This window comes from Xaviernesmea rhizosphaerae (assembly GCF_001938945.1).
In the GTDB taxonomy this organism is placed as follows: Bacteria; Pseudomonadota; Alphaproteobacteria; order Rhizobiales; family Rhizobiaceae; genus Xaviernesmea; species Xaviernesmea rhizosphaerae.
Genome location: NZ_MKIO01000042.1, coordinates 15946 through 35106, shown reverse-complemented (window position 1 = coordinate 35106; position 19161 = coordinate 15946). Strand labels below are relative to the sequence as shown.

Here is a 19161-nt window from a genome sequence, read left to right as displayed (position 1 = left end):
GGCCTGCCCGTGGGCTGTGTCTCTTGGTGCGGGCTCGCCCCGCAGCCGGGTCCCTTCCCGCCTCAGAGCGGGCTGATCACCACGCGGGCGCGGCGCTCGGCGCTTTCGATGGCGGCGAAGACCATGGCGAGGCTGCGAATATTGTCGTCACCGGCCGTTTCCGGCGGCGTGCCGGTCTCCACCGCCGTCAGGAAGGCGGCAATGACGCTGGCATGGCCATGGGTCTCGCTGAGATCCGGGGCGCCGGGCACGATGATCTCCTCCTGCGCGCGCAGGAACCCCTCGTCCTCGGCCACGCGCCGGGCGATGAAGCTGTCGGCGCCGTCCCACAGCAGCGTGCCCTGGGCCCCGGTGATGCGCCACTGGCTTTCCCAGCTGGTATTGGCGCCTTCCGCGCACCAGGAGCCGCGATAGGTGAAGGTGACATTGTCGGCCATCTCGAAGATGGCGAAGGCCGAGGCGTCGTCCCTGTACCAGGAGCCGGCCGGGTTGGTCTCATGCGCATAGACGGCCAGCGGCGCCTTGCCCGAGACGAAGCGGGCGGCATCGAAGGTGTGGATCGCCATGTCGAGCAGCAGCACATGCTCCATGACATCGCGGAAGCCGCCGAAATGGGCGCCGATGAAGAAATCGCAGTGAATGCCGGTGAGATCGCCGATCGCGGCGCTCTCGACGAAAGCCTTGAGCCGGCGAATGCCGGGAATATAGCGCCGATTCTGCACGACTGCATGGATGCGGCCGGCGGCCTTCGCCCGCTCGAGCATTGCCTCCGCCTCGTCGAGCGATGCGGCCATCGGCTTTTCCGACAGCACATGGCAGCCATGGGCCAGCGCCGTCTCCACCACGGCGGCGCGCGCCACCGGCACGACGACATCGAAGACCAGCTCGGCGCCGGTTTCCGCAATCACCTGTCCGAGATCGCTGCCGATGACGGCACCGGACAGGCCGAATTCATCGGCCAGCGCCCGCGCCGTGTCCAGGTTCAGATCCACCAGGCCGGCGATCTCGACGCGGTCGCGCAAGCCCTCATGCTCGGCGACCGCCCGGAGCCAGCCTTTGGCCATGGCTCCGCAGCCGCATAAAACGGTTTTCCTGCGCACGAAACCCCTCCTCCGGGTTCTTGTCTCCTCCCGCTTACGGTCTTCAAGGCGTCGCAAGGATCGGCTCCCACCGTCTCCGCAATGCATGTCAGTGCGGTGCATCGGCGCCTCTGCGCGCGCCCGCACCTTCCCGCTCCGCGTGTCGATGCGAAGACCGCCCGGCCTTCAACATTCCCGTGCGAAACGGTTCCGTAAACGTTTACGGTACTGTGCATGATCTGATTTTGCTGTCAAGAACGGATATGGATGCGTTGCCGCACGCGCCGTGGTTCGCCTCGCGATTGCAGCAAAGCGGCAAGGGCTGTGGACGTGAAGAAAGTGCTGGCCATCCCGCCCGATTGGCGCTGTGATAGCGGGATGGCCGCGATGCGGTGACGCTCGCCGGCCGGGTGCGCGTATAATACGGTTTCCGGTTGATCCGACCGGGAACCGTATAAATGAGATGGATGCGCACCAGGAGCAGGCATGAGGGCGGAGAGCAGAGCAGGCAGGATGAAGCACAGCGGGGCAGGCAGCCGGGCATGAAGGGCATTCGGGCGCTGGCGCGCCATCTCGATATTTCCATCGGCACCGTGTCGCGCGCGCTGAACGGGCGGCCCGACGTCAATCCTGAGACGCGGGCGCGGGTGATGGAGGCGGCGCGCGCGCTCGGCTACACGCCCAACCAGTCCGGCCGCAGCCTGCGCCAGGGGGTGACCAACACCATCGGCTTCATGATCGAAATGTCACCGGACGCCAACGCCTCCTCGGACGACTTCTTCATGGGCGTGTTCGAGGGCGTGCAGACGGTGCTGACGCGGCACAAGCTCGACCTCGTGGTGTTTCCTTGCCCGGCTCAGGAAAATTCGGTCGACTATCTCGCCCGCATCGTCCGGCGCGGTCTGGTGGATGCCATGATCATCTCCGCCACGCGCCGGCGCGACGACCGGGTGGAGTATCTCGACAAGGCCCATATTCCCTTCATCGCGCTCGGCCGTTCCGATTCCGGGCCGAACATGCGCTGGGTGGACCTGGATTTCGAGGGCGTGGCCAAAAGCTCCGTGGAGCGGCTGGTGGCGCAGGGCCATCGCCGCATTGCGCTGGCCATTCCCGCCGATGATATCAATCTCGGCCATGTGTTTCACGATGCCTATCGCGCGACGCTGGAGGCTCAGGGTCTTGCCTATGATCCGGCGCTCGTCTTCCATGCCCAGAGGGTTCTGGAAGGCGGCTATGATCTGGCAGCCGCTGTCACCTCCCTGCCCGACCGTCCGACAGCGATCCTGCTCTCGAGCGAGGTCTTGTCCTTGAGCCTCTATCGCGGCCTGCAGGAACGCGGCATCCGCGCAGGGCGCGACCTCGCGGTGATCGGCTTCCGAAACAATCCCCGCGCCCGCTTCCTCACCCCTTCCCTCACCTGCCATTCCGTCTCGCTGTCCGAGCTCGGCCAGACGCTGGCCGAAACCCTGCTCGCCGGCATGCCGGCCTATGCCGCGCTTTACCCCGAGCGCGACCGCAACCTGATCTGGCCGATGGAACTGGTGAAGGGGGAAAGCGACGACTTCGTTTTCGCGGATGCGGACAGGGCGGGATAAGGCGATGATGCCTGTCCGGCTTTGGCGGGACAGCGGGATTGGGACGAGGCGTCGCGCCGAGCCTTTCATCCCGTCTTTTTGATCGTTCAGGTCTAGCCCGAAAACCGGCCGCCTATCCGATTTCAGGCGTGAGGCTCCGGGCCGGCAAGGCCGGCCCGGAGCTTTGTGAAGCAGCGCGGGGCCGCTTGCGTTACTGCGCGGGAGCCGGCGCGGGAGCGGCGGGCTCGGCTGCAGCCGGTGCGGCCGGCGGTGCGGCGGGCGGGGCCGCATCAGGGGTCTCGCCTCGTTCCAGCGGCGGTGGCGGGGGCTGCATACCGGCCTGATCCGGACCCCGATCGGGGCCCTCCACTGGACCATGCTTCGGACCGGCAGCGTGGCGCGGCCCCGCAGGGCCACAATCGGCGCGGCCGGGACCCCAGCCATCCGGCCCCCTTCCATCAGGCCCCCGGCCCTCAGGACCCCATCCATCAGGGCCGGGACCACCCGGGCGCGGGCCGTGATGCGGCGGCGGCGGCGGCGGCAGGCGCAGCGTAGCCACCGTGCCATCGGCATGGGTCAGGCTGCGCGCATGGAGGAAGCCATGCTCGAAGCGACCCTCGACCGTCACCTCCTCATTGGCTTTGACGAGATCGCCATCCTCGCCTGCCCGGCCGGTTTCGATCAGCGCACGGCCGCTGCCATCCTGCAGCACGAATTTATTGCCGTAGATTTCGACGACCTTGCCCTTGAGGCTCATGACGCCGCTGTCGCTCAAGGTCGCGACGGTGGCGGGCTTGGCCGGCGTCGTGTCCTCAGGGCCACGCGCCAGCGTCATGCCGGCAGCAGCACCGCCGGCAAGGCCCAGCGCCAGGATGCCGAGCGCCACCAGGCCGAAACGGCGGGGGCGCGGCGACGAGGCAGCGGAAGCGGTGACCGCTGCGGGCTCGGCGGCGGGAAGGCTGGTGTTGGTCTCTTCGGTCGACATGATCCGTATCTCCTGTTCGTGTTCGACGATCAGGGTTTTAGCAAAGCCCTTCCCTCGCCCCGCTGAACCGCGCGGTTCAGCTTGAGTTAAGCCAGCCGGCCCTATCTCTTTGACGGGGAAAGCCCGGCAGTGCAGGGCTTGAACGCGGTGAAACAGGGATGGAACAAGGGAGCGCGTGATGCGGGTTCTGCTGGTCGAGGATGATGACGATCTCGCCGCGAGGATCGCCGCGCATCTCAAGACGGAAAACTTCGTGGTCGATCGCGCCGCCAATGGCGAGGACGCGCTGCATGCCGGCACGACCGAGACCTTTGATGTCGCCGTGCTCGATCTCGGCCTGCCGAAGATCGACGGCGTCACCGTGCTGAAGGGCTGGCGCGCGCAGGCGGCCAATCTGCCCGTTCTGGTGCTGACCGCGCGCGATGGCTGGCCGGACAAGGTGGCGAGCTTCAAGGCCGGCGCAGATGATTTCCTGACCAAGCCTTTCAAGGTGGAAGAGCTGGTGCTGCGCCTGCGCGCCCTGGTGCGCCGGGCAAGCGGCCATGCCGGCGCGCAGATCGCCTGCGGCCCGCTGATCTTCGATGCCCAGCTCGGCACCTTCGAGCGCGACGGCCTGCCGCTGAAACTGACCGCGCTGGAATGGCGCGTGCTCTCCTGCCTGATGCTGCGCAAGGAGATCGTCATCGACCGGCGCGAGCTGATGGAGCGCGTCTATGACGGCGATGCCGAGGTCGATTCCAATTCCCTTGAAGTGATCGTGGCGCGGCTGCGCCGCAAGATCGGCGCCGACCATATCGAGACCGTGCGCGGCCGGGGCTACCGGCTGACGGCGGGAGCGGAGGCCTCGTGAGCCCGGTCGAGGAACCCGCCACGCCGCCGGACGCGGCCGGGCAGGAGCCGGCGATCGCGTCCGCGCAGCCGCGCTCCCCCCGGGCGGGGCGCAGCCTGGCGGGGCGACTGACGACGATCGCGCTGGTCTTCGTCGGCGCCACCATGGCGGCCAGCGCGGGTGTTTTCTGGTTTGCCGTCAGCCATGTGGTGCGCGAGCAGGTGGACCAGCAGCTCGACGTGCAGATCACCGCGCTCAAAGGCGCGCTGTCCTTCGATGCCGGGGGCAGGCCAATGCTGTCCAGCGCTTTCGATAATCCGCCCTTTGACCGCCCCGGCTGGCTCTGGCAGATCGACACACCGGGCGGCCGGCTGATCTCGCCCCCGCCTCGGCGCCCGCACCCGCCGCGCGGGCGCAATGATGCGGAAGGGCCGGACCGTCCGTCGGCTGAGGGCGCGGGGATGCCCGTCGAGCCGGCTTCCCCCACGGATGCGCCGGGCGATCGCGGGGAGCGGCCGCGCCGGCCGATCGATCTCGCCATGGAAGACCACGCCGGCCCTGCCCTTTATCTGCGCCGGCAGGACGCCATGGTCGAGGGCCGCAGCGTGACCCTGATCGCCTCGGCCCCTGCGGGCGCGCTCACCGTTCCCGCGCGCGATGCGCTCGGCTGGCTCCTGCCGCTGACGCTGCTGCTGGGGCTGATGCTGACCCTGGGGACGCTGTTGCAGGTGCGTCTTGGCCTGCGGCCGCTGCGCCGGCTCACCGATGAGATCCAGGCGATCGAGCGCGGCGCGCGCGCGCGGCTGGCACCGGCACAGCTGCGGGAATTGCAGCCGCTGACGGCCGAGATCAACCGGCTGCTTGACCAGAACGAGACGCGGCTTGCCGAGACGCGCCTGCACTTCGCCAATCTCGCCCATGGGCTGAAGACGCCGCTCGCCAGCCTGACGCTGGCGCTGGACCGCGAAAAGGATCCGGACGGGGCACTCGGCCGGCTGGCCGAGCGGATGGAGCAGCGCATCCGCCGCCATCTGGCGCTGGCGCGCAAGGCGGCCAGTGCTGCGGGCCTCGGCGCCGCCACCGCGCTTGCCCCGGTTCTGGCCGATCTCCTCGCGCTTCTCCCGCGCCTTCATGCCGGGCGCAGGGTGACGGCCGACATCGCCGGGATGAAGGATCTATTCCTGCGCTGTGAGGCACGGGATGCGGAGGAGATCCTCGGCAATCTGCTCGACAATGCCTTCAAATGGGCGGCCAGCGCGATTGCGGTGACGGCCGCGCGCGAGGGCGGCATGATCACGCTGCTGATCGACGATGACGGCCCCGGCATCGCGCGGGAGCGGCGCGCCGAGGTGCTGAGAGCCGGCATGCGGCTGGACGAGACCGTTCCCGGCGATGGCTTCGGCCTGTCGATCGCGGAGGAGCTGGTCACGCTCTATGGCGGTCGGCTGGCGCTGGAGACGAGCCCTCTCGGCGGGCTGCGCGTGCGGCTGACCCTTCCGGCGGCGATCAGCGGCGAGGCGGGCTGACGAATTGGCTGCCGCGGCTGGCGCTGCCAAGACCCGAGCGGCGGTCCGCGCGGCTGTCATCGCGCCGCAAAGGCGCTCTTTCTCTACAAGGCTGGCTTTCTCTACAAGGCTGGTTTTCGCACGGTTTAAATAGCGGGAGCTACTGAAGGCAGCGGCCGGCCATCGCGCCGTTGACAGACAGGCTCGGTTGACAGCTGTCAACCATGACGCCTCTGCACCTCGCCAGGCCCGCATTCCTCCCCGTGACGGTGATTCCGCCCATACTGGCTAGACTGCGATTTCCCTGCGGAAAACGCGATCATCCCCTTGATCTTGACGCGACTCAACCCTTGAGGCACCGTAACGCCGGCAAGCGAATTTCGCTGCGTGGGGCGTAACTGGCGAAATCGGCTGTTAGCACGTTGGCGGCGCGTATTTACTGCGCGAGAGAATCGGTGAACAGTCACCGAGGATTGGACCTTTGACATGAACGAGATGATGGCGGAACGACGATTGCAGGGTGACAGCATGGCGATCCCGGCCGATGAGGCGATCGCAGCGGATGCACGCGCGCTGTCAGACCAGCTGAAAGCGATGCGCGACCGGCTGTTTGCGCCCTCCGCGCAGAAGACGCTGCGCAGTTTCACCTCCGGCGAGGCCGCGCGGCTGATCGGCGTGTCCGACGGCTATCTGCGACAGCTCTCCTTAGCCGGCGAGGGGCCGCAGCCGGAGACCGGCATTGCCGGGCGGCGCTCCTATACGCTGGCGGACATCAATGCCCTGCGCCGCCATCTCGGCGAACTGGCGCTCACCAAGAACAACCTCGCCAAGGCGCGCGGCTATCTGCGCCACCGCGATCCCGCGCGCGGCGAACATTTGCAGGTCATCGCCGTCACCAATTTCAAGGGCGGCTCGGGCAAGACCACCTCCTCGGTGCATCTAGCGCAATATCTGGCGCTGGCGGGGCACCGCGTGCTCGCGGTCGATCTCGACCCGCAGGCCTCGCTGTCCGCCTTGTTCGGCTATCAGCCTGAGCTGGATCTCACCGGCAACGACACGCTCTATGGCGCGATCCGTTATGACGAAGAGATCCGGCCGCTGCAGGCGATCATTCGCAAGACCTATTTTGACGGGCTGGATCTGGTGCCGGGCAATCTCGAACTGCAGGAGTTCGAGCATGCGACGCCCAGGGCCTTGTCTGACCGCCATCAAGGCAGCGATGCCGGCCCGATGTTCTTCGCCCGGGTGCAGGCAGCGCTCGAAAGCGTCGCCGATGATTATGACGTCGTCATTCTCGATTGCCCGCCGCAGCTCGGCTATCTCACGCTTTCGGCGCTGTGCGCGGCGACCTCGGTGATCGTCACAGTGCATCCGCAAATGCTCGACGTCGCCTCGATGAACCAGTTCCTGTTCATGACCTCGGATCTTCTCGCCGTCGTGCGCGAGGCCGGCGGCACGCTGAATTTCGATTTCCTGCGCTATCTCGTTACCCGCTTCGAGCCCAATGACGGGCCGCAGGCGCAGATCGTCGGCTTCATGCGGTCGCTGTTCGGCGAGCGGGTGTTGACCTCGACCATGGTGAAATCCACCGCCATTTCCGATGCCGGCCTGACCAAGCAAACGCTTTACGAGGTCGGTCGCGAAAACTTCACCCGCTCCACTTATGACCGGGCGCTGGAAAGCCTGAATGCCGTCAACAGCGAAATCGAGAGTTTGATTCATGCTGCCTGGGGCCGTCATGGGGATGGCCGCTAATGGCAGTCAATCGCAAGGATGCATTGCGTTCGTTGTTCTCAGGCGGTGCGCTGAAGCCGGCCGATCTCCAGCCTCTGGCGGATGCCGCGGGAGAAACCGCGCCCCAGACGACACAGCCCCATGACACCCCGTTGACAGCTGTCAACCCGTCCACAGACAAACCCGTCTTGTCGGCGCCCGCGCCGCGCAGCGCGTCCGGCGCGGTCAAGGCCATGGGCCTGTCGCTTGGCGCCATGACGCGCGAGGCCGAAGAAGCCCGCCATCTGCGCCAGGCCCTGGCGGAGGGCGAGCGCGTGGTGCTGCTCGATGCCGGGCTGATCGACGGCTCCTTCGTCACCGACCGGCTGGCCGATGGCGAAAGCGGGGATCCCGATTTCGAAGCGCTGGTGAAGAGCCTTGAGGAAAGCGGCCAGCAGGTGCCGATCCTGGTGCGTCCGCATCCGGTATCGCAGGGCCGGTTCCAGACCGCTTACGGCCATCGCCGCCTTGCTGCGTTGCGCCGCCTCGACCGCAAGGTCAAGGCGATCATCCGGCCGCTGACCGACGACGAGCTGGTGCTGGCCCAGGGCAAGGAAAATGCCGAGCGGCGCAATCTCTCCTTCATCGAACGCGCCGTCTTCGCCAAGACGCTGGTGCAGCGCGGCTTTGCCCGCAAGCTGGCCGGCGATGCGCTGGGGATCGACAAGACCGAGCTGTCGCGCCTGATCCAGGTGGCAGAGTCGGTGCCCGATGCGCTGGCCCGTGCGATCGGACCGGCGCCGAAGGCGGGGCGCAATCGCTGGATGGCGCTGGCGGCCAAGCTCGGTGACGACACGGCCTGCGGTCTCGCGCTGACGACGGCGGAGAGCGAAGCGGCCCGCCGTCTCGACAGCGATGGCCGCTTTGCCGCCGTGCTCAAGGCGCTCGAAGAGCCGAGCGAGGGCGAGACGGGCGAAGCGCTTCTGGACGGGGAGGGGAGGGCCATGGCGCGGCTGTCGCGCGGACGCACCCTGCGCATCGCCTTTTCGCCGAGCCTTTCCGCCGAGCAACTGGCCGAGATCACCGATGCGGTGGCGGCGCTGGTGGCCGAACGGTTGAAGACAGGCTGACAGGCCACGGCATCGCCCGAGCCGGCGATGCCGTCCCGACCAGCAGGGGGCTGAAAGGGCGATGCGCTGTTTCGGTCTGGTCGCAAGCAGAATGAGGGAGCCGCGAACCGGAAGACGAAAACCGGCTTAAAGCTCCTCAGACCATCGAAGCGAGACCGCGCCCGCAAGAGGCGCCCGCTTCCTCCACCTTCCGCACAGGGCAGAAAAGGCCCGGTGCGGGGACAACAGAAAGATCAACACGGAAAGGAAGGAACGGAACAGGCCAAAAAAAAGGCCTCCAAAACGTCGCCATTCTGGAAGCCCTCTTCAATGTAGCAATTCAAGAGAATCACTTCCTCAGGCCAAAGTCAAGAGTCGAACGGTTTTCAGGAAAGGCTTCGATTCGAATTTTTCTCATGCTTTGAGAAGTTTTCGAGTCATTTCAGATCCTTGCCCTGAAAGCTGGATCCACCGCTTAAATCAACAGATGCGGTGGATATCGACAGTCGGCAGCCGATGGGGCTCGCGCCAAGATCCGGACACCGGGCAAGGCGAGCTGCGCTGCCACTGATTCGCTCTGACCGACCTTCCCCGCGACGTCCATGAACCATGCCCGGAGAGAGCGCATCGTCCCCGTGACGTTTGCGCGAGGATGGCATTTGCCCATCATCTCCCATCAGGATCGACGGATGCCTTTGGCGTCTTTCGGTCAAGGAAGTCCTGCGCCTGCCGGTCAGCCGAAAGAGCTGGCGCAGGCAGGGCGGGATCTCGTCCGGGTAAAGCATGCTGCGAGACAAAAGACCGAAGGCGCAGACAGCGACACTGAAGGGTCGCAACGCGTTTTCCGGCTTTCGTCCTGCCAAGGTCGGTCCCGCGCATGCAGGGTTCATAGACGGTCGCACCGGCGATCGATGGAGGGCATGCCGAGGCGGATCTCTGCCTTTCTTCTCGAACGGCAGCACTCACCCCGTTTCCCCGGCCAGAGCCTCGGTTCCCGTCGTGAACCGGCGGCCAAGGCTGTAGCTGTCGCGTCAGACTGGTTCCCGGTCTGGCGATCGCGGCACGCTTCGGGGTAGGCGGGACAAGCTTCGGCATCTCACGGGAAAGCCAACCGGTTCGAAAGACCGGAACGGCGATCAATTCACCCGGGCCTGGAACAGGGCAGGGGTGAAAAGGGGTTTCTGCGTCCGCCATTTCGAGCGTTTGGCGGGCCAGAAATGGCGGCACGATGCCAGCCAGGGGCTTCGGCTCACAGGCTGCATCGCGCGGCCGGCGTGATGCGCTTTCCGTCATCGCAGGATGGCGGCCGGTAGCCTCGCGCGATCCCCTCCCGGCGGCCTTTGGCAGGGCTTGGCTGTTCTCCTGATGAAGGAGCGAACGGTCCCATGGACATGCACCGACAGACCTCTTGCCCGAGCCCGCGGCTGGTGGCCCGGGTTGCGAACCTGCGCCGTGCGCCGGCTGTCGCTAACCGGCGTGAGGGCGAGGCGACGGGCGCGACAGGTCCCGACAAGTGGCAGCTGCTGCGCGCACTGACGGAGTGCCGCGCCGCCTTCGGCCTTGGCGATCGCAGCCTGCTGGTTCTGGAGGCTCTGGCGAGCTTCCACCCCGCGCGCCAGATCGACCCGCGCCAGCCGGCCATCGTCTTTCCCTCCAATGCCGAGCTGATCCTGCGTGCGCGCGGCATGGCGCCGGCCACGCTGCGCCGGCATCTGGCCGCGCTGGTAACGGCCGGCTTCATCGCCCGTCGCGACAGCCCGAATGGCAAGCGCTATTGCCGGCGCGGCGAAAGCGGGGCAGGGGACCAGAGCTTCGGCTTCGATCTCACGCCGCTGGCACTGCGCGCCGACGAGATCCTGGCCGGCGCAGCACTTGCGGCCCGCGACAAGCGCGCCGTACAGCGCTGCCGGGCCGAGATCACCGTCTCCCTGCGCCAGATCGCCCAGCATGTTGCCAGTGCCCTGGAGCAAGGGCTCGAGCCGCAGCTCTGGCAGTCTTTCGCCGCCCGCCTTGGCGCGCTTTCCGGCCGTGTGTCGCGCAGCGCCGCGCTAGAGGCCTTGAACGACCGCCGGACACGCCTCGCCGCCCTGCTGCAGGAGGCCGAAGCCGCTTGGGGCCAGGCTCTGCAATCTGCGCAAATGAGCGCCAATGACGCCCAGAATGAGCACCACAAACAGAAAGCAGAATCAGAATATTCTTTTGAAAAGGTCCAGGAGATTGTGCCGCAGGCCCTGGTGGACGGTGCAGAGGTGCCGGACGACCGGAACGAAAGCGGAAAGACCGACGAGGGCAGGGCAGAAACAGACCGGGTGGAGAAGCAACGATCCGGGCCGGTGGCGGCAAGGACGGCGCAATCGCCCGGACTGAGCCTGGAACGGCTCCTCCGGCTCTGCCCGGACTTTGCCGCCTATGCCGTCAACGGGCTTTCGAGCTGGCACGAGGCCGCACGCGTGGCAGAGACCGTCCGCAGCATGCTGGTCATCCCAGCGACCGCCTGGATGCGCGCCATCCGCGGTTTCGGCCGCGACGGCGCCACGATCGTGCTCGGCGTGATCCTGCAGCGCGCAGACGCCATTCGCTCGCCGGGGGCCTATCTCCAGGCGCTGGTGGCAAAGGCCGAGAGAGGCCTGTTCTCACTGGATCAGCTGCTGGATGGCCTGATGTCTCCGGAAAGGTCGCGGCCATGAGTCGGCGCATGTCGGGCATCGGATCTCCGCAAAGCCGAGGCCGCGGACTTGCGGGGAAGCAGCCGGATGCCGCGTCTGTGGCAAACGAGGACAGCAGCAGCGGCATATCCCGGAAAGGCGTCCCCTGTCCTGCGATCAGGCCATGTGATAAAACAAGACCTTAAAGCGCAGGACGGTCATTCAAGCGATCGCCAGGCTTTCCGGGACGACGTTTTCGCACTGTGCAGTCGCAGCATCACAATTTTGCACCGCTGTTGCCTTATCCCTCGCCTATCCCGTATGTAACCGCGAGCGTTCCAAGCAGGATTGCGCCCGAAGATCCTGTGACCGCCAGAGGTCCATGTGGCATGGGTGCAAAGGGTTCAGATGATTTGACATTTGCCTGCCAGAAATCTTAGAACCTATCTAAAATCGTGTGTTTTCGAGCACTGCTCGACAAAGATGTGCCGATGGCATGGAGGACCGATGACTTCTGAGACGTGGTTTGGTCGCTTGGCTGGCGGGAAACCGTCACTGTCGAAGCTGCAGCAGCGGGCCGATCAAGCCAATGCAGCGCGCAATTGGAGCGAGGCCGCCAGCCTTTACGAACAGGTGCTGGCGATCGATCCGAGCCGTGCCGCTCTCTGGATCCAGCTCGGCCATTGTCGCAAGGAAGCCGGCGATATCGAGGGGGCCCGGGAGGCCTATCTCGAAGCGGCCGAACGCGCGCCGGGCCTGTCCGAACCCTATTTCCACCTCGCCCATATGGTGCGCCATCGCGGCGATCTCTGGCAGGGCTTTCTCGCCTTTCATGAGGCCTACAAGGCCGATGGCAACGCCCAGGCCGCCAGCGAGCTGGCGCTGATGATCGGCACCACGGACAGCTTCGACACGGTGAAGGCGGATGTCCAGTCGGTGTTCGATGCCGCCGACTATCTCGAGCTGAATCCCGACATCGCCCAGGCCGGTGTCGATCCCTTGCTGCATTATCTGATGTTCGGCTGGAAGGAGAAGCGCTCGCCCTCCCATATCTTCGATCCCTGGTATTACGAGCAGCGCTACAAGAGCCAGATCAAGCCCGGCGAGCTGCCGCTCGTCCATTTCGCCCGCAACCGCGACAAGGGCTTCCGCGGCAATCTGCTGAGCCATGAGCGCTGGTTTACGCCCAAGGCCCCGAGCGAGGCCGAATGGGCGGCGCTCTCGCCCGCGCGGCTCTCCTCTGATACGCGCGCGGTCGTGATCCTGCCGGTCTACAAGGGCTATGACGAGACGCTGGCTGCGGTCTATCATGCGTTGTCGGCGCGCGGCGATGCGCCCTACAGCCTGCTGGTCATCAATGATTGCGGGCCGGATGCGGCGCTGAATGCGGTGCTGTCGGCGCTCGGCGAAAAGGGCCTGTTCGACTATCACATGAGCACGGTCAATCGCGGCTTCGTGCAGACCTGCAACCACGCGATCAACGAGCTTTCGGGCGGGCTCGACGTCATCCTGCTGAACTCCGACGCCTTCGTCTTCCCCGGCTGGTTCGAGCGCATGATCGCCCATGCCGACCGCGATCCGCGCGCGGCGACCATCACGCCGCTGTCGAACAATGCCACGCTCTGCTCCTATCCGGTGCGCGACAAGAACAATCTGCTGGCGCTGGAATGCAGCCCCGCCGCGCTGAACGATCTGGCCGGCCAGATCAATGCCGGGCGCGCCGTGGATGCGCCGACCGGCGTCGGCTTCTGCTTCTACATGCGCCGCAGCGTGATCGAAGAGATCGGCGCGCTCGATCCCGTCGCCTTCAAGCTGGGCTATGGCGAGGAAAACGACTTTTGCATGCGCAGTCTCAATGCAGGCTATCGAAATCTGATCGCCACCGATATTTTCGTCTTCCATGTCGGCTCGGTCTCGTTCTCCTCGACGAAACAGGCCAATTTCGATGCCGGCCAGAAGGCGCTTCTGGAGAAGCATCCGAACTATCCGCTGCTGGTGCAGCATCATTTCAAGGCCGATCCGACCCGCAGCGGCCGCCGCGCGCTCGATGCCGCCCGGCTGATAGAGGCCGCCAAGGGCGCCACGCTGATCCTCACCCATAATTGGGGCGGCGGGATCGACACCTATCTGAAGGACAAGAAGGCGGAGTTTTCCGCCAATGGCCGGCCGGTCCTGCTGATGACGGTCCAGGATCGCCATTTCGTTTCGCTGTTCAGCGATGAAGGGATCTTCATTCCCAATCTCGCCGGCATCGACCTGCGCACGGAAATGCCGCTGGTCGAAGCGCTGCTGTCCGGGCTCGATCTGGATCTCGTCCATCTCAATTCCTTTGCGGGGCTCAGCTGGCGCTTCCACAAGGCGCTTCTGTCGCTCATTGCCGGCCTGCCGGCGAAAAAGACCCTGGTCGTGCATGATTACGCCGCGGTCTCGCACCACTATCAGCTGATCCGGCCGGACCAGATCTATGCCGGCATTCCGACGCTGGAGGATCTGCGCAGCTGGACGGCGATGACGATGGAACAGGCGGCGGACCCCTGCGATGTCGATGAACGCCAGGAGGCCTATCGCGCCCTGTTCGCCTCGGGCGCCGTGATCGAGGCGCCCAGCCGCGCGGCGGCCGACATCATGGCCGGCTTTTATCCGCAGGCCGTCATCAAGGTCGCGCCGCATCGTGAGGACTGGAACGCAGCCAAGCTGCCGGCAATCCTGCCGCGCCGGCCTGACGGACGCCTGCGCATCGCCCTTCTGGGCGCCATCGGCCCGCACAAGGGCGGCGACCTGCTCTTGTCGCTCGCCCGCGACGCCCGCGCGCGACGGCTGCCGATCGATTATTCCATTGTCGGCTATAGTTCGGACGATGCTGCGCTTGCGGCCGAGGGCGTCAAGATCACAGGCCGCTATGCAGACAATGAGGAGGCGATGACGCATCTGGCGAGCCTGCAGCCGGATCTGATCTTTATCCCCAGCATCTGGGCGGAAACCTATTGCTATACGCTGTCGATCGCGCTCGAAAGCGGCATCCCGCCCGTGGTCTTCGATCTCGGCGCCCAGTCCGAACGGCTGCGCGCCGCCGGCCGCGGCACCATCCTCGACCCCCGCCTCATCAACAGCCCCGCAGCGCTTTCCGATACGCTTCTGGCGCTGGCGCTGCCGGCAAAGGCGGAGCCGAAGCGGGCTTGAGAGCATGCCGCGCAACATTGCGCACCGGTTTTACGGTCACGGCATGCGAAAAGACAGGGACCTAAAGCGCGGGAAGCGAATGTGAAAGATGGCGGCTCGCTTTTGAAGGCGCGACGGACCTCGAAGCATCGGATCGAAAGGCGCGATGCCGCTTTCGGTCCGGGACAAGAGCTGAGATCTGCCGCATTGGACTGTCGCATGGTTCAGGCCGATGCGCCGACCAAGCCCGGCGGTTTATCCAAAAAACGGTCCGGCTTTCCTGTGCGCGTGAGATGTGCGACCGCCAGTCGCGCAACCGAAGTGTGGCGCGAAAACCGCGCTGGAACGCATTTGCGCCGAACAAGGAACCTGTCGTTGCTCTTGCTTCCAAAAGGCGGCAAAAGCCTTTACATGCATTTCCGTCGCGATACGATTTCAGGATATTTGGCACTTTCATGCAGGACGCTTCCTCTCAGCATCTCTTAAGGCATAGCTCGAGCCCGTCGGCTCATCTTCCCGTCAAGATCGCATGGGTTGCACTGGAACCGGACGTGCAGGCCGGCGCGCTGACCCACAAGTCCGACGAATGCACCCTCGTTGCTCTGTCGCTCGACAGTCTTGAGCCGACGACGACCGGTGAGGCGCTGATCCCGCCCGATCTCGACAGCATCATCACCAGTTCTCCCGACATCCTCGAACGGATCCAGGCCTATTACGCCAGCCCGGCGGCAAGCCCGGCCGGACCCGCGCCGCTCGTTGCCCTGATCAGCGCGCCCGAGCAGGTGACACCGTTCATTTTCGGCCGGATTGCCGCCTGTGTGCGCCGTCTCGCGCGCGCCAATGCCGATCTCCTGCGCTCCACCGCCCTGCTGCGCGCCGATTACGAGGCGATGTCAGCCGCCTTTGCCGCGCTCGAAGTGCTGGTTCAGCACAATCGCCTTGCCGAGCGGCGGGCCGCCACCCCCGTCGGCCCGAGCCGTCTGTCCCATCCGGCAGACGGCCTTTCGGTCGAAAACTTCGAGCAGCTTCTGCCGGATCGCTCCGCCGGCCTGTGCGATGTCGCCATCTATCTTCGCGCCCTCCCCAAGGGGGAAGGCGATCTTCACATCCAGCTGCGCGCGCTCGAAAGCGACGTCGTCGTCGGCCGCTGGACCGTCGCGCGCCGCGCGCTGTCCGAGGGCTGGCTGCGCCTGTCGCTGGACCGGGCCCTGCCGGTCGAACCCTGTTCCCTGCTCCTGTCCGGACGCTGGACGGGGGGCGAGGGGCTGCATCTGGGCCTCGGCGTCTCCCATCCCGTCGAGCGCTGGCAGGCACTCATCAACGGACAGCGCATCGGCAGCACCCTGGCGCTCAATCGCTGGACCGCCTCGCCCGGGCTTCGCCTCCCCCATTCCAGCGAGGCCGTGCGCGCGCTCGGCAGCGGCATGGAGCGGAGCACGCTGGTGCTTCAGGCCGACACCGCCATCATCGATTCCCTCGGCGATGCCTCGATGGTCTTCTTCCACGAGGCCGAGAGGAGCATCCAGGTCCATCCGGTCGGATTGTCGCCGACCAAGGCCTGTCTGCCGCTTGCCTGCCCGGCCGGGGTCGTGCGCATCTCCGCGCGCGTCGAGACGATGCATCCGGAAGCGGGCCGCGTGGTCTACGGGCTCGGCCTGGGATCGCCGGACATGCGCGGCGCGATCGCCCTGCCGAGCCTGGATCTGGATCATCAGAGCGACTGGGTGGTGCTGCCGGCGCGCACGCCGGCGATGGTGACGCTGTTCCTGGCCGAACCCCTGGCCGAGCCGGCGGATCTCTATCTTCTGACGCGCCTGCCGGAAGGGGAGAGCGCGCGCTTCTGCTGGGCCCATTTCAGCGACATTACGTTCGACTATGCCGAAGGTGGCGCGGATGTCGCCTGAAATGTCGCTCTCCGTCCCGGCAAAGCGCCGGATCGCCGTGATCACGCCGATCTTCCGGCATTCGGGCCTCGTCATCGAGGCGATCGAGAGCATCCGCCGCCAGACGCTAGCAGACGACATCCTGCATGTCCTGGTCAATGACGGCTGCCCGTTCGAATCCACGCATGAAACCTGCGCGACCTATGCCACGGCCTATCCCGAGGCCACGGTTTATCTTCGCAAGAGGAATGGCGGCCTCAGTTCGGCCCGAAATTTCGCCGTTCGCCACATCCTGGCGACGCGGCCGGAGATCGAGCTGTTCTATTTCCTCGATGCCGACAACCGCCTGCATCCGCAGGCGCTGGAGCGCGCTTCGGCCTATCTCCTGCGGGAAGGGGTGGACTGGGTCTATCCCGATGTCGACATGTTCGGCCTGCGCGAGGGCTGGGACTATGGCGGCGACTTCTCGCCGCTTCTGATGCGCAACATGAACCTGTGCGAGGCGGGCAGCCTGCTGCACCGGCGCGTGTTCGAGGCCGGCGTGTTCTTCGACGAGGCCATGCGCCAGGGCTATGAGGACTGGGATTTCTTCATCAGCGCCTTCGAGCACGGATTCAGGGGAAAGCATCTCGAAAATTTCGGCTTTCTCTATCGCAAGCGGCCGGAGAGCATGCTGGCGGAATCGACCAAGCTGGATGCAATGATCCGCTATTCGATGCAGCGCAAGCATCGCGCCTTCTTCTCGGAAAAGGAGATCAGGGCGCAGGAGCAGCGCGAGTTTCCGCGCTATGTGATCTATCTGGCCGATGAGGGCCGCACCGTCTATGCCAGCGATCCGCATGATCTTTCCGCCGACGTCAAGGATTTCCCGGCGGATTTCTGGCGCGCGCTGATCGAGCCCGGCCGTTCCTCGGTGCCGGCCTTCCTGGCGGTGACGACCGCGGCGTCCCTGCGGGTTCTCCAGCGGGCAAGGATCGCCTCCTGGCTGTTCTGGGCACTGGAAGAGAAGCTCAATTTCGCCCCGATCGCCGCCGTGCGGGTCGAGGCGGCCCTTCGCCAGGCCGGCCTTGCGCAAGACGACGACGGGGAGGATTACAGCATCCGCCCGGAGCGGGTGGAGACGGTGCAGGACGCGCATCTGATCATGATGCCGTTCAACACGCTCGCCGATGTCGCGCGCACAGATCTCGGCTGGCTGCAGACGCTGGTGCTGCACAGCGGGGCGGATCTGGCACAGCTGTCGGTGACGCTGTCGCCCAGGGGCGCGCAGACGCTCGGCCGCAAGGTCGGTTTCGATCTGCTGCTTGTCGCCGAGCGGCTGTGCAATTCGCCCTATCGCGAGGCGGCACGAATGACGTGGAACTGGCGCAAGACGCTGTTCCGCCGGGTCGATGCCTATCACGTCGAGCGCAAGAGCTGGGGCGGGGTCGCAACCTTTCCGCCAAGCCGCCGCCAGGGCCGCAATATCGGCTTCCTGCTGCCCCTCGTCGAATTCGGCGGGGTGGAGAAGGTCGTGCTCAATATGGCCCGCACCATGAAGGCCGAGGGCTGGGGCGTTCACCTCTACATCACCGAGCGCAACAATGGCCGGCTGACCGAAGAGTGGCAGCAGGTTTTCGACAATATCATTTTCCTGCTCGATCCCACCCAGGCGCCCTGGTCGGGGCCGGAGGAATATTTCGGCACGCCGCTCTCGGCCTGGAACGATCCGGGACAGCGCGAGCGCGCGGTGGCGCTGATGGGCTGGCAGGATGTGGTGGTCAACGCCCATGCCGCAAGCACCAACTGGCTGATGGGCGCTCTTCGGCAGCGCAAGGTCGTCACCGTTGCCTCCCTGCATCTGACCGACCTGACGGCGACCGGCCGGCCCGTCGGCCATACGTTCCTGACCCTCGCCTTCGAGCATGCCTATGACCATATCGCCACCTGCTCTGAAGCGCTGGCGGACTGGTGCCGTGGCATGGGCATGCCGGCCGAAAAGCTGGTGCCCGTGGTCAATGCGCCGACCTTCGCGCCGCCGCCGCAGGTGATCGAGGAGGCGCTCGCGGGCCGTGGCCGGGCCGAGCGCCTGCGGGTGCTGTTCCTCGGGCGGCTGGACCCGCAAAAGGGCCTCGAGACGCTGGCGGACATCGTCGCGCGCACCCGCGAGATGAACCTGCCGATCGACTGGACGATCGTCGGCAAATCCGTCGTTTCCGATACGCGCAACCCGGCCGTGGAAACGCTGATGCCCTATCTGCAGCCGCCGGTCTATGATCAGGACGAGCTGATCGCGCTCTATGGCGCCCATGACGTGCTGGTCCTGCCCTCGCAATATGAGGGCTTGCCGCTGGTGCTGCTCGAGGCGATGCAGCTCGGCGTCGTCACGCTGGGCAATGATGTCGGCGCGGTGCGCGAGGCGATCCGCGATGGCGAGACCGGCTTCGTCATGGACCCCGCCGGCGACGTTCCTGCACAGGCGGTCGCGCATCTGCGCGCGCTTTCGCAGGACCGCGACAAGCTCAGAGCCCTCAGCCAGGCCGCCGTGGCGGCGATGGAACAGCGCAACTGGGGGCAGGCGATGAAGGGGCTGATCCAGGCGATCGACAAGCGGCTGGAGCTGCGCGACAAGGCGAGCTAGAGCATCGGACCGAAAAGTGGGCACCGGTTTTCGGAAAATCCGATGCAAAAACAAAAATCT

11 protein-coding genes are annotated in these 19161 nt (G+C 65.8%); 9 read left to right on the top strand and 2 right to left on the bottom strand.

The features are described from left to right. Window positions 1-62: 62 nt before the first annotated feature. Window positions 63-1100, bottom strand: a complete 1038-nt coding sequence (locus tag BJF92_RS22815; RefSeq protein ID WP_075637065.1) for a Gfo/Idh/MocA family protein — start codon at window positions 1098-1100, stop codon at window positions 63-65. A gap of 521 nt (window positions 1101-1621) precedes the next feature. Between BJF92_RS22815 and BJF92_RS22810 the strand changes: the two genes are divergently transcribed. Next, entirely contained in the window at window positions 1622-2674 is a 1053-nt protein-coding gene (locus BJF92_RS22810; protein WP_075637064.1) for a LacI family DNA-binding transcriptional regulator, read from the top strand. A 190-nt stretch (window positions 2675-2864) separates the two neighbouring features. Here BJF92_RS22810 and BJF92_RS22805 read toward each other — a convergent pair whose 3' ends face one another. Beyond that, window positions 2865-3638 carry a hypothetical protein gene (locus BJF92_RS22805; RefSeq protein WP_143524165.1) on the bottom strand — a complete coding sequence of 258 codons (774 nt, stop codon included), beginning with the start codon at window positions 3636-3638 and terminating at the stop codon, window positions 2865-2867. Window positions 3639-3816: 178 nt separating this feature from the next. Here BJF92_RS22805 and BJF92_RS22800 point away from each other — a divergent pair, with 178 nt between their 5' ends. The 8 genes from BJF92_RS22800 to BJF92_RS22765 all read left to right on the top strand — a co-directional run bounded on the left by BJF92_RS22800 (window position 3817) and on the right by BJF92_RS22765 (window position 19101). Next, window positions 3817-4488: a response regulator transcription factor gene (locus BJF92_RS22800; protein ID WP_075637063.1), complete on the top strand. Its 672-nt coding sequence runs from the start codon at window positions 3817-3819 to the stop codon at window positions 4486-4488. Further along, entirely contained in the window at window positions 4485-5993 is a 1509-nt protein-coding gene (locus BJF92_RS22795; protein WP_245294872.1) for a sensor histidine kinase, read from the top strand. The genes BJF92_RS22800 and BJF92_RS22795 overlap by 4 nt, the downstream gene beginning before the upstream one ends. A 465-nt stretch (window positions 5994-6458) precedes the next feature. Then, window positions 6459-7727 (top strand): plasmid partitioning protein RepA, encoded by a 1269-nt coding sequence (repA, locus tag BJF92_RS22790; RefSeq protein WP_075637062.1) that lies wholly within the window; start codon window positions 6459-6461, stop codon window positions 7725-7727. Beyond that, complete coding sequence (gene repB / locus BJF92_RS22785; RefSeq protein WP_075637061.1) at window positions 7727-8815, top strand: plasmid partitioning protein RepB; 1089 nt, start codon at window positions 7727-7729, stop codon at window positions 8813-8815. The genes repA and repB overlap by 1 nt, the downstream gene beginning before the upstream one ends. Window positions 8816-10179: 1364 nt before the next feature. Next, window positions 10180-11481: a plasmid replication protein RepC gene (gene repC, locus BJF92_RS22780; protein WP_078058342.1), complete on the top strand. Its 1302-nt coding sequence runs from the start codon at window positions 10180-10182 to the stop codon at window positions 11479-11481. A 465-nt stretch (window positions 11482-11946) separates the two neighbouring features. Then, complete coding sequence (locus BJF92_RS22775; RefSeq protein ID WP_158032261.1) at window positions 11947-14619, top strand: glycosyltransferase; 2673 nt, start codon at window positions 11947-11949, stop codon at window positions 14617-14619. Window positions 14620-15149: 530 nt separating this feature from the next. After that, window positions 15150-16502, top strand: a complete 1353-nt coding sequence (locus BJF92_RS22770) for a DUF6212 domain-containing protein (RefSeq protein ID WP_075637059.1) — start codon at window positions 15150-15152, stop codon at window positions 16500-16502. Next, window positions 16492-19101: a glycosyltransferase gene (locus BJF92_RS22765; protein ID WP_158032260.1), complete on the top strand. Its 2610-nt coding sequence runs from the start codon at window positions 16492-16494 to the stop codon at window positions 19099-19101. Before BJF92_RS22770 ends, BJF92_RS22765 begins: the two co-directional genes overlap by 11 nt. Window positions 19102-19161 lie beyond the last annotated feature (60 nt).

What these genes read in the sequence shown, in the direction of transcription:
- BJF92_RS22810 (WP_075637064.1), top strand. Translation starts at nt 1,622, where the DNA reads ATGAAGGGCATTCGGGCGCTGGCGCGCCATCTCGATATTTCCATCGGC.
- BJF92_RS22805 (WP_143524165.1), bottom strand. Translation starts at nt 3,638, where the DNA reads ATGTCGACCGAAGAGACCAACACCAGCCTTCCCGCCGCCGAGCCCGCA.
- BJF92_RS22800 (WP_075637063.1), top strand. Translation starts at nt 3,817, where the DNA reads ATGCGGGTTCTGCTGGTCGAGGATGATGACGATCTCGCCGCGAGGATC.
- repA (WP_075637062.1), top strand. Translation starts at nt 6,459, where the DNA reads ATGAACGAGATGATGGCGGAACGACGATTGCAGGGTGACAGCATGGCG.
- repB (WP_075637061.1), top strand. Translation starts at nt 7,727, where the DNA reads ATGGCAGTCAATCGCAAGGATGCATTGCGTTCGTTGTTCTCAGGCGGT.
- repC (WP_078058342.1), top strand. Translation starts at nt 10,180, where the DNA reads ATGGACATGCACCGACAGACCTCTTGCCCGAGCCCGCGGCTGGTGGCC.
- BJF92_RS22775 (WP_158032261.1), top strand. Translation starts at nt 11,947, where the DNA reads ATGACTTCTGAGACGTGGTTTGGTCGCTTGGCTGGCGGGAAACCGTCA.
- BJF92_RS22765 (WP_158032260.1), top strand. Translation starts at nt 16,492, where the DNA reads ATGTCGCCTGAAATGTCGCTCTCCGTCCCGGCAAAGCGCCGGATCGCC.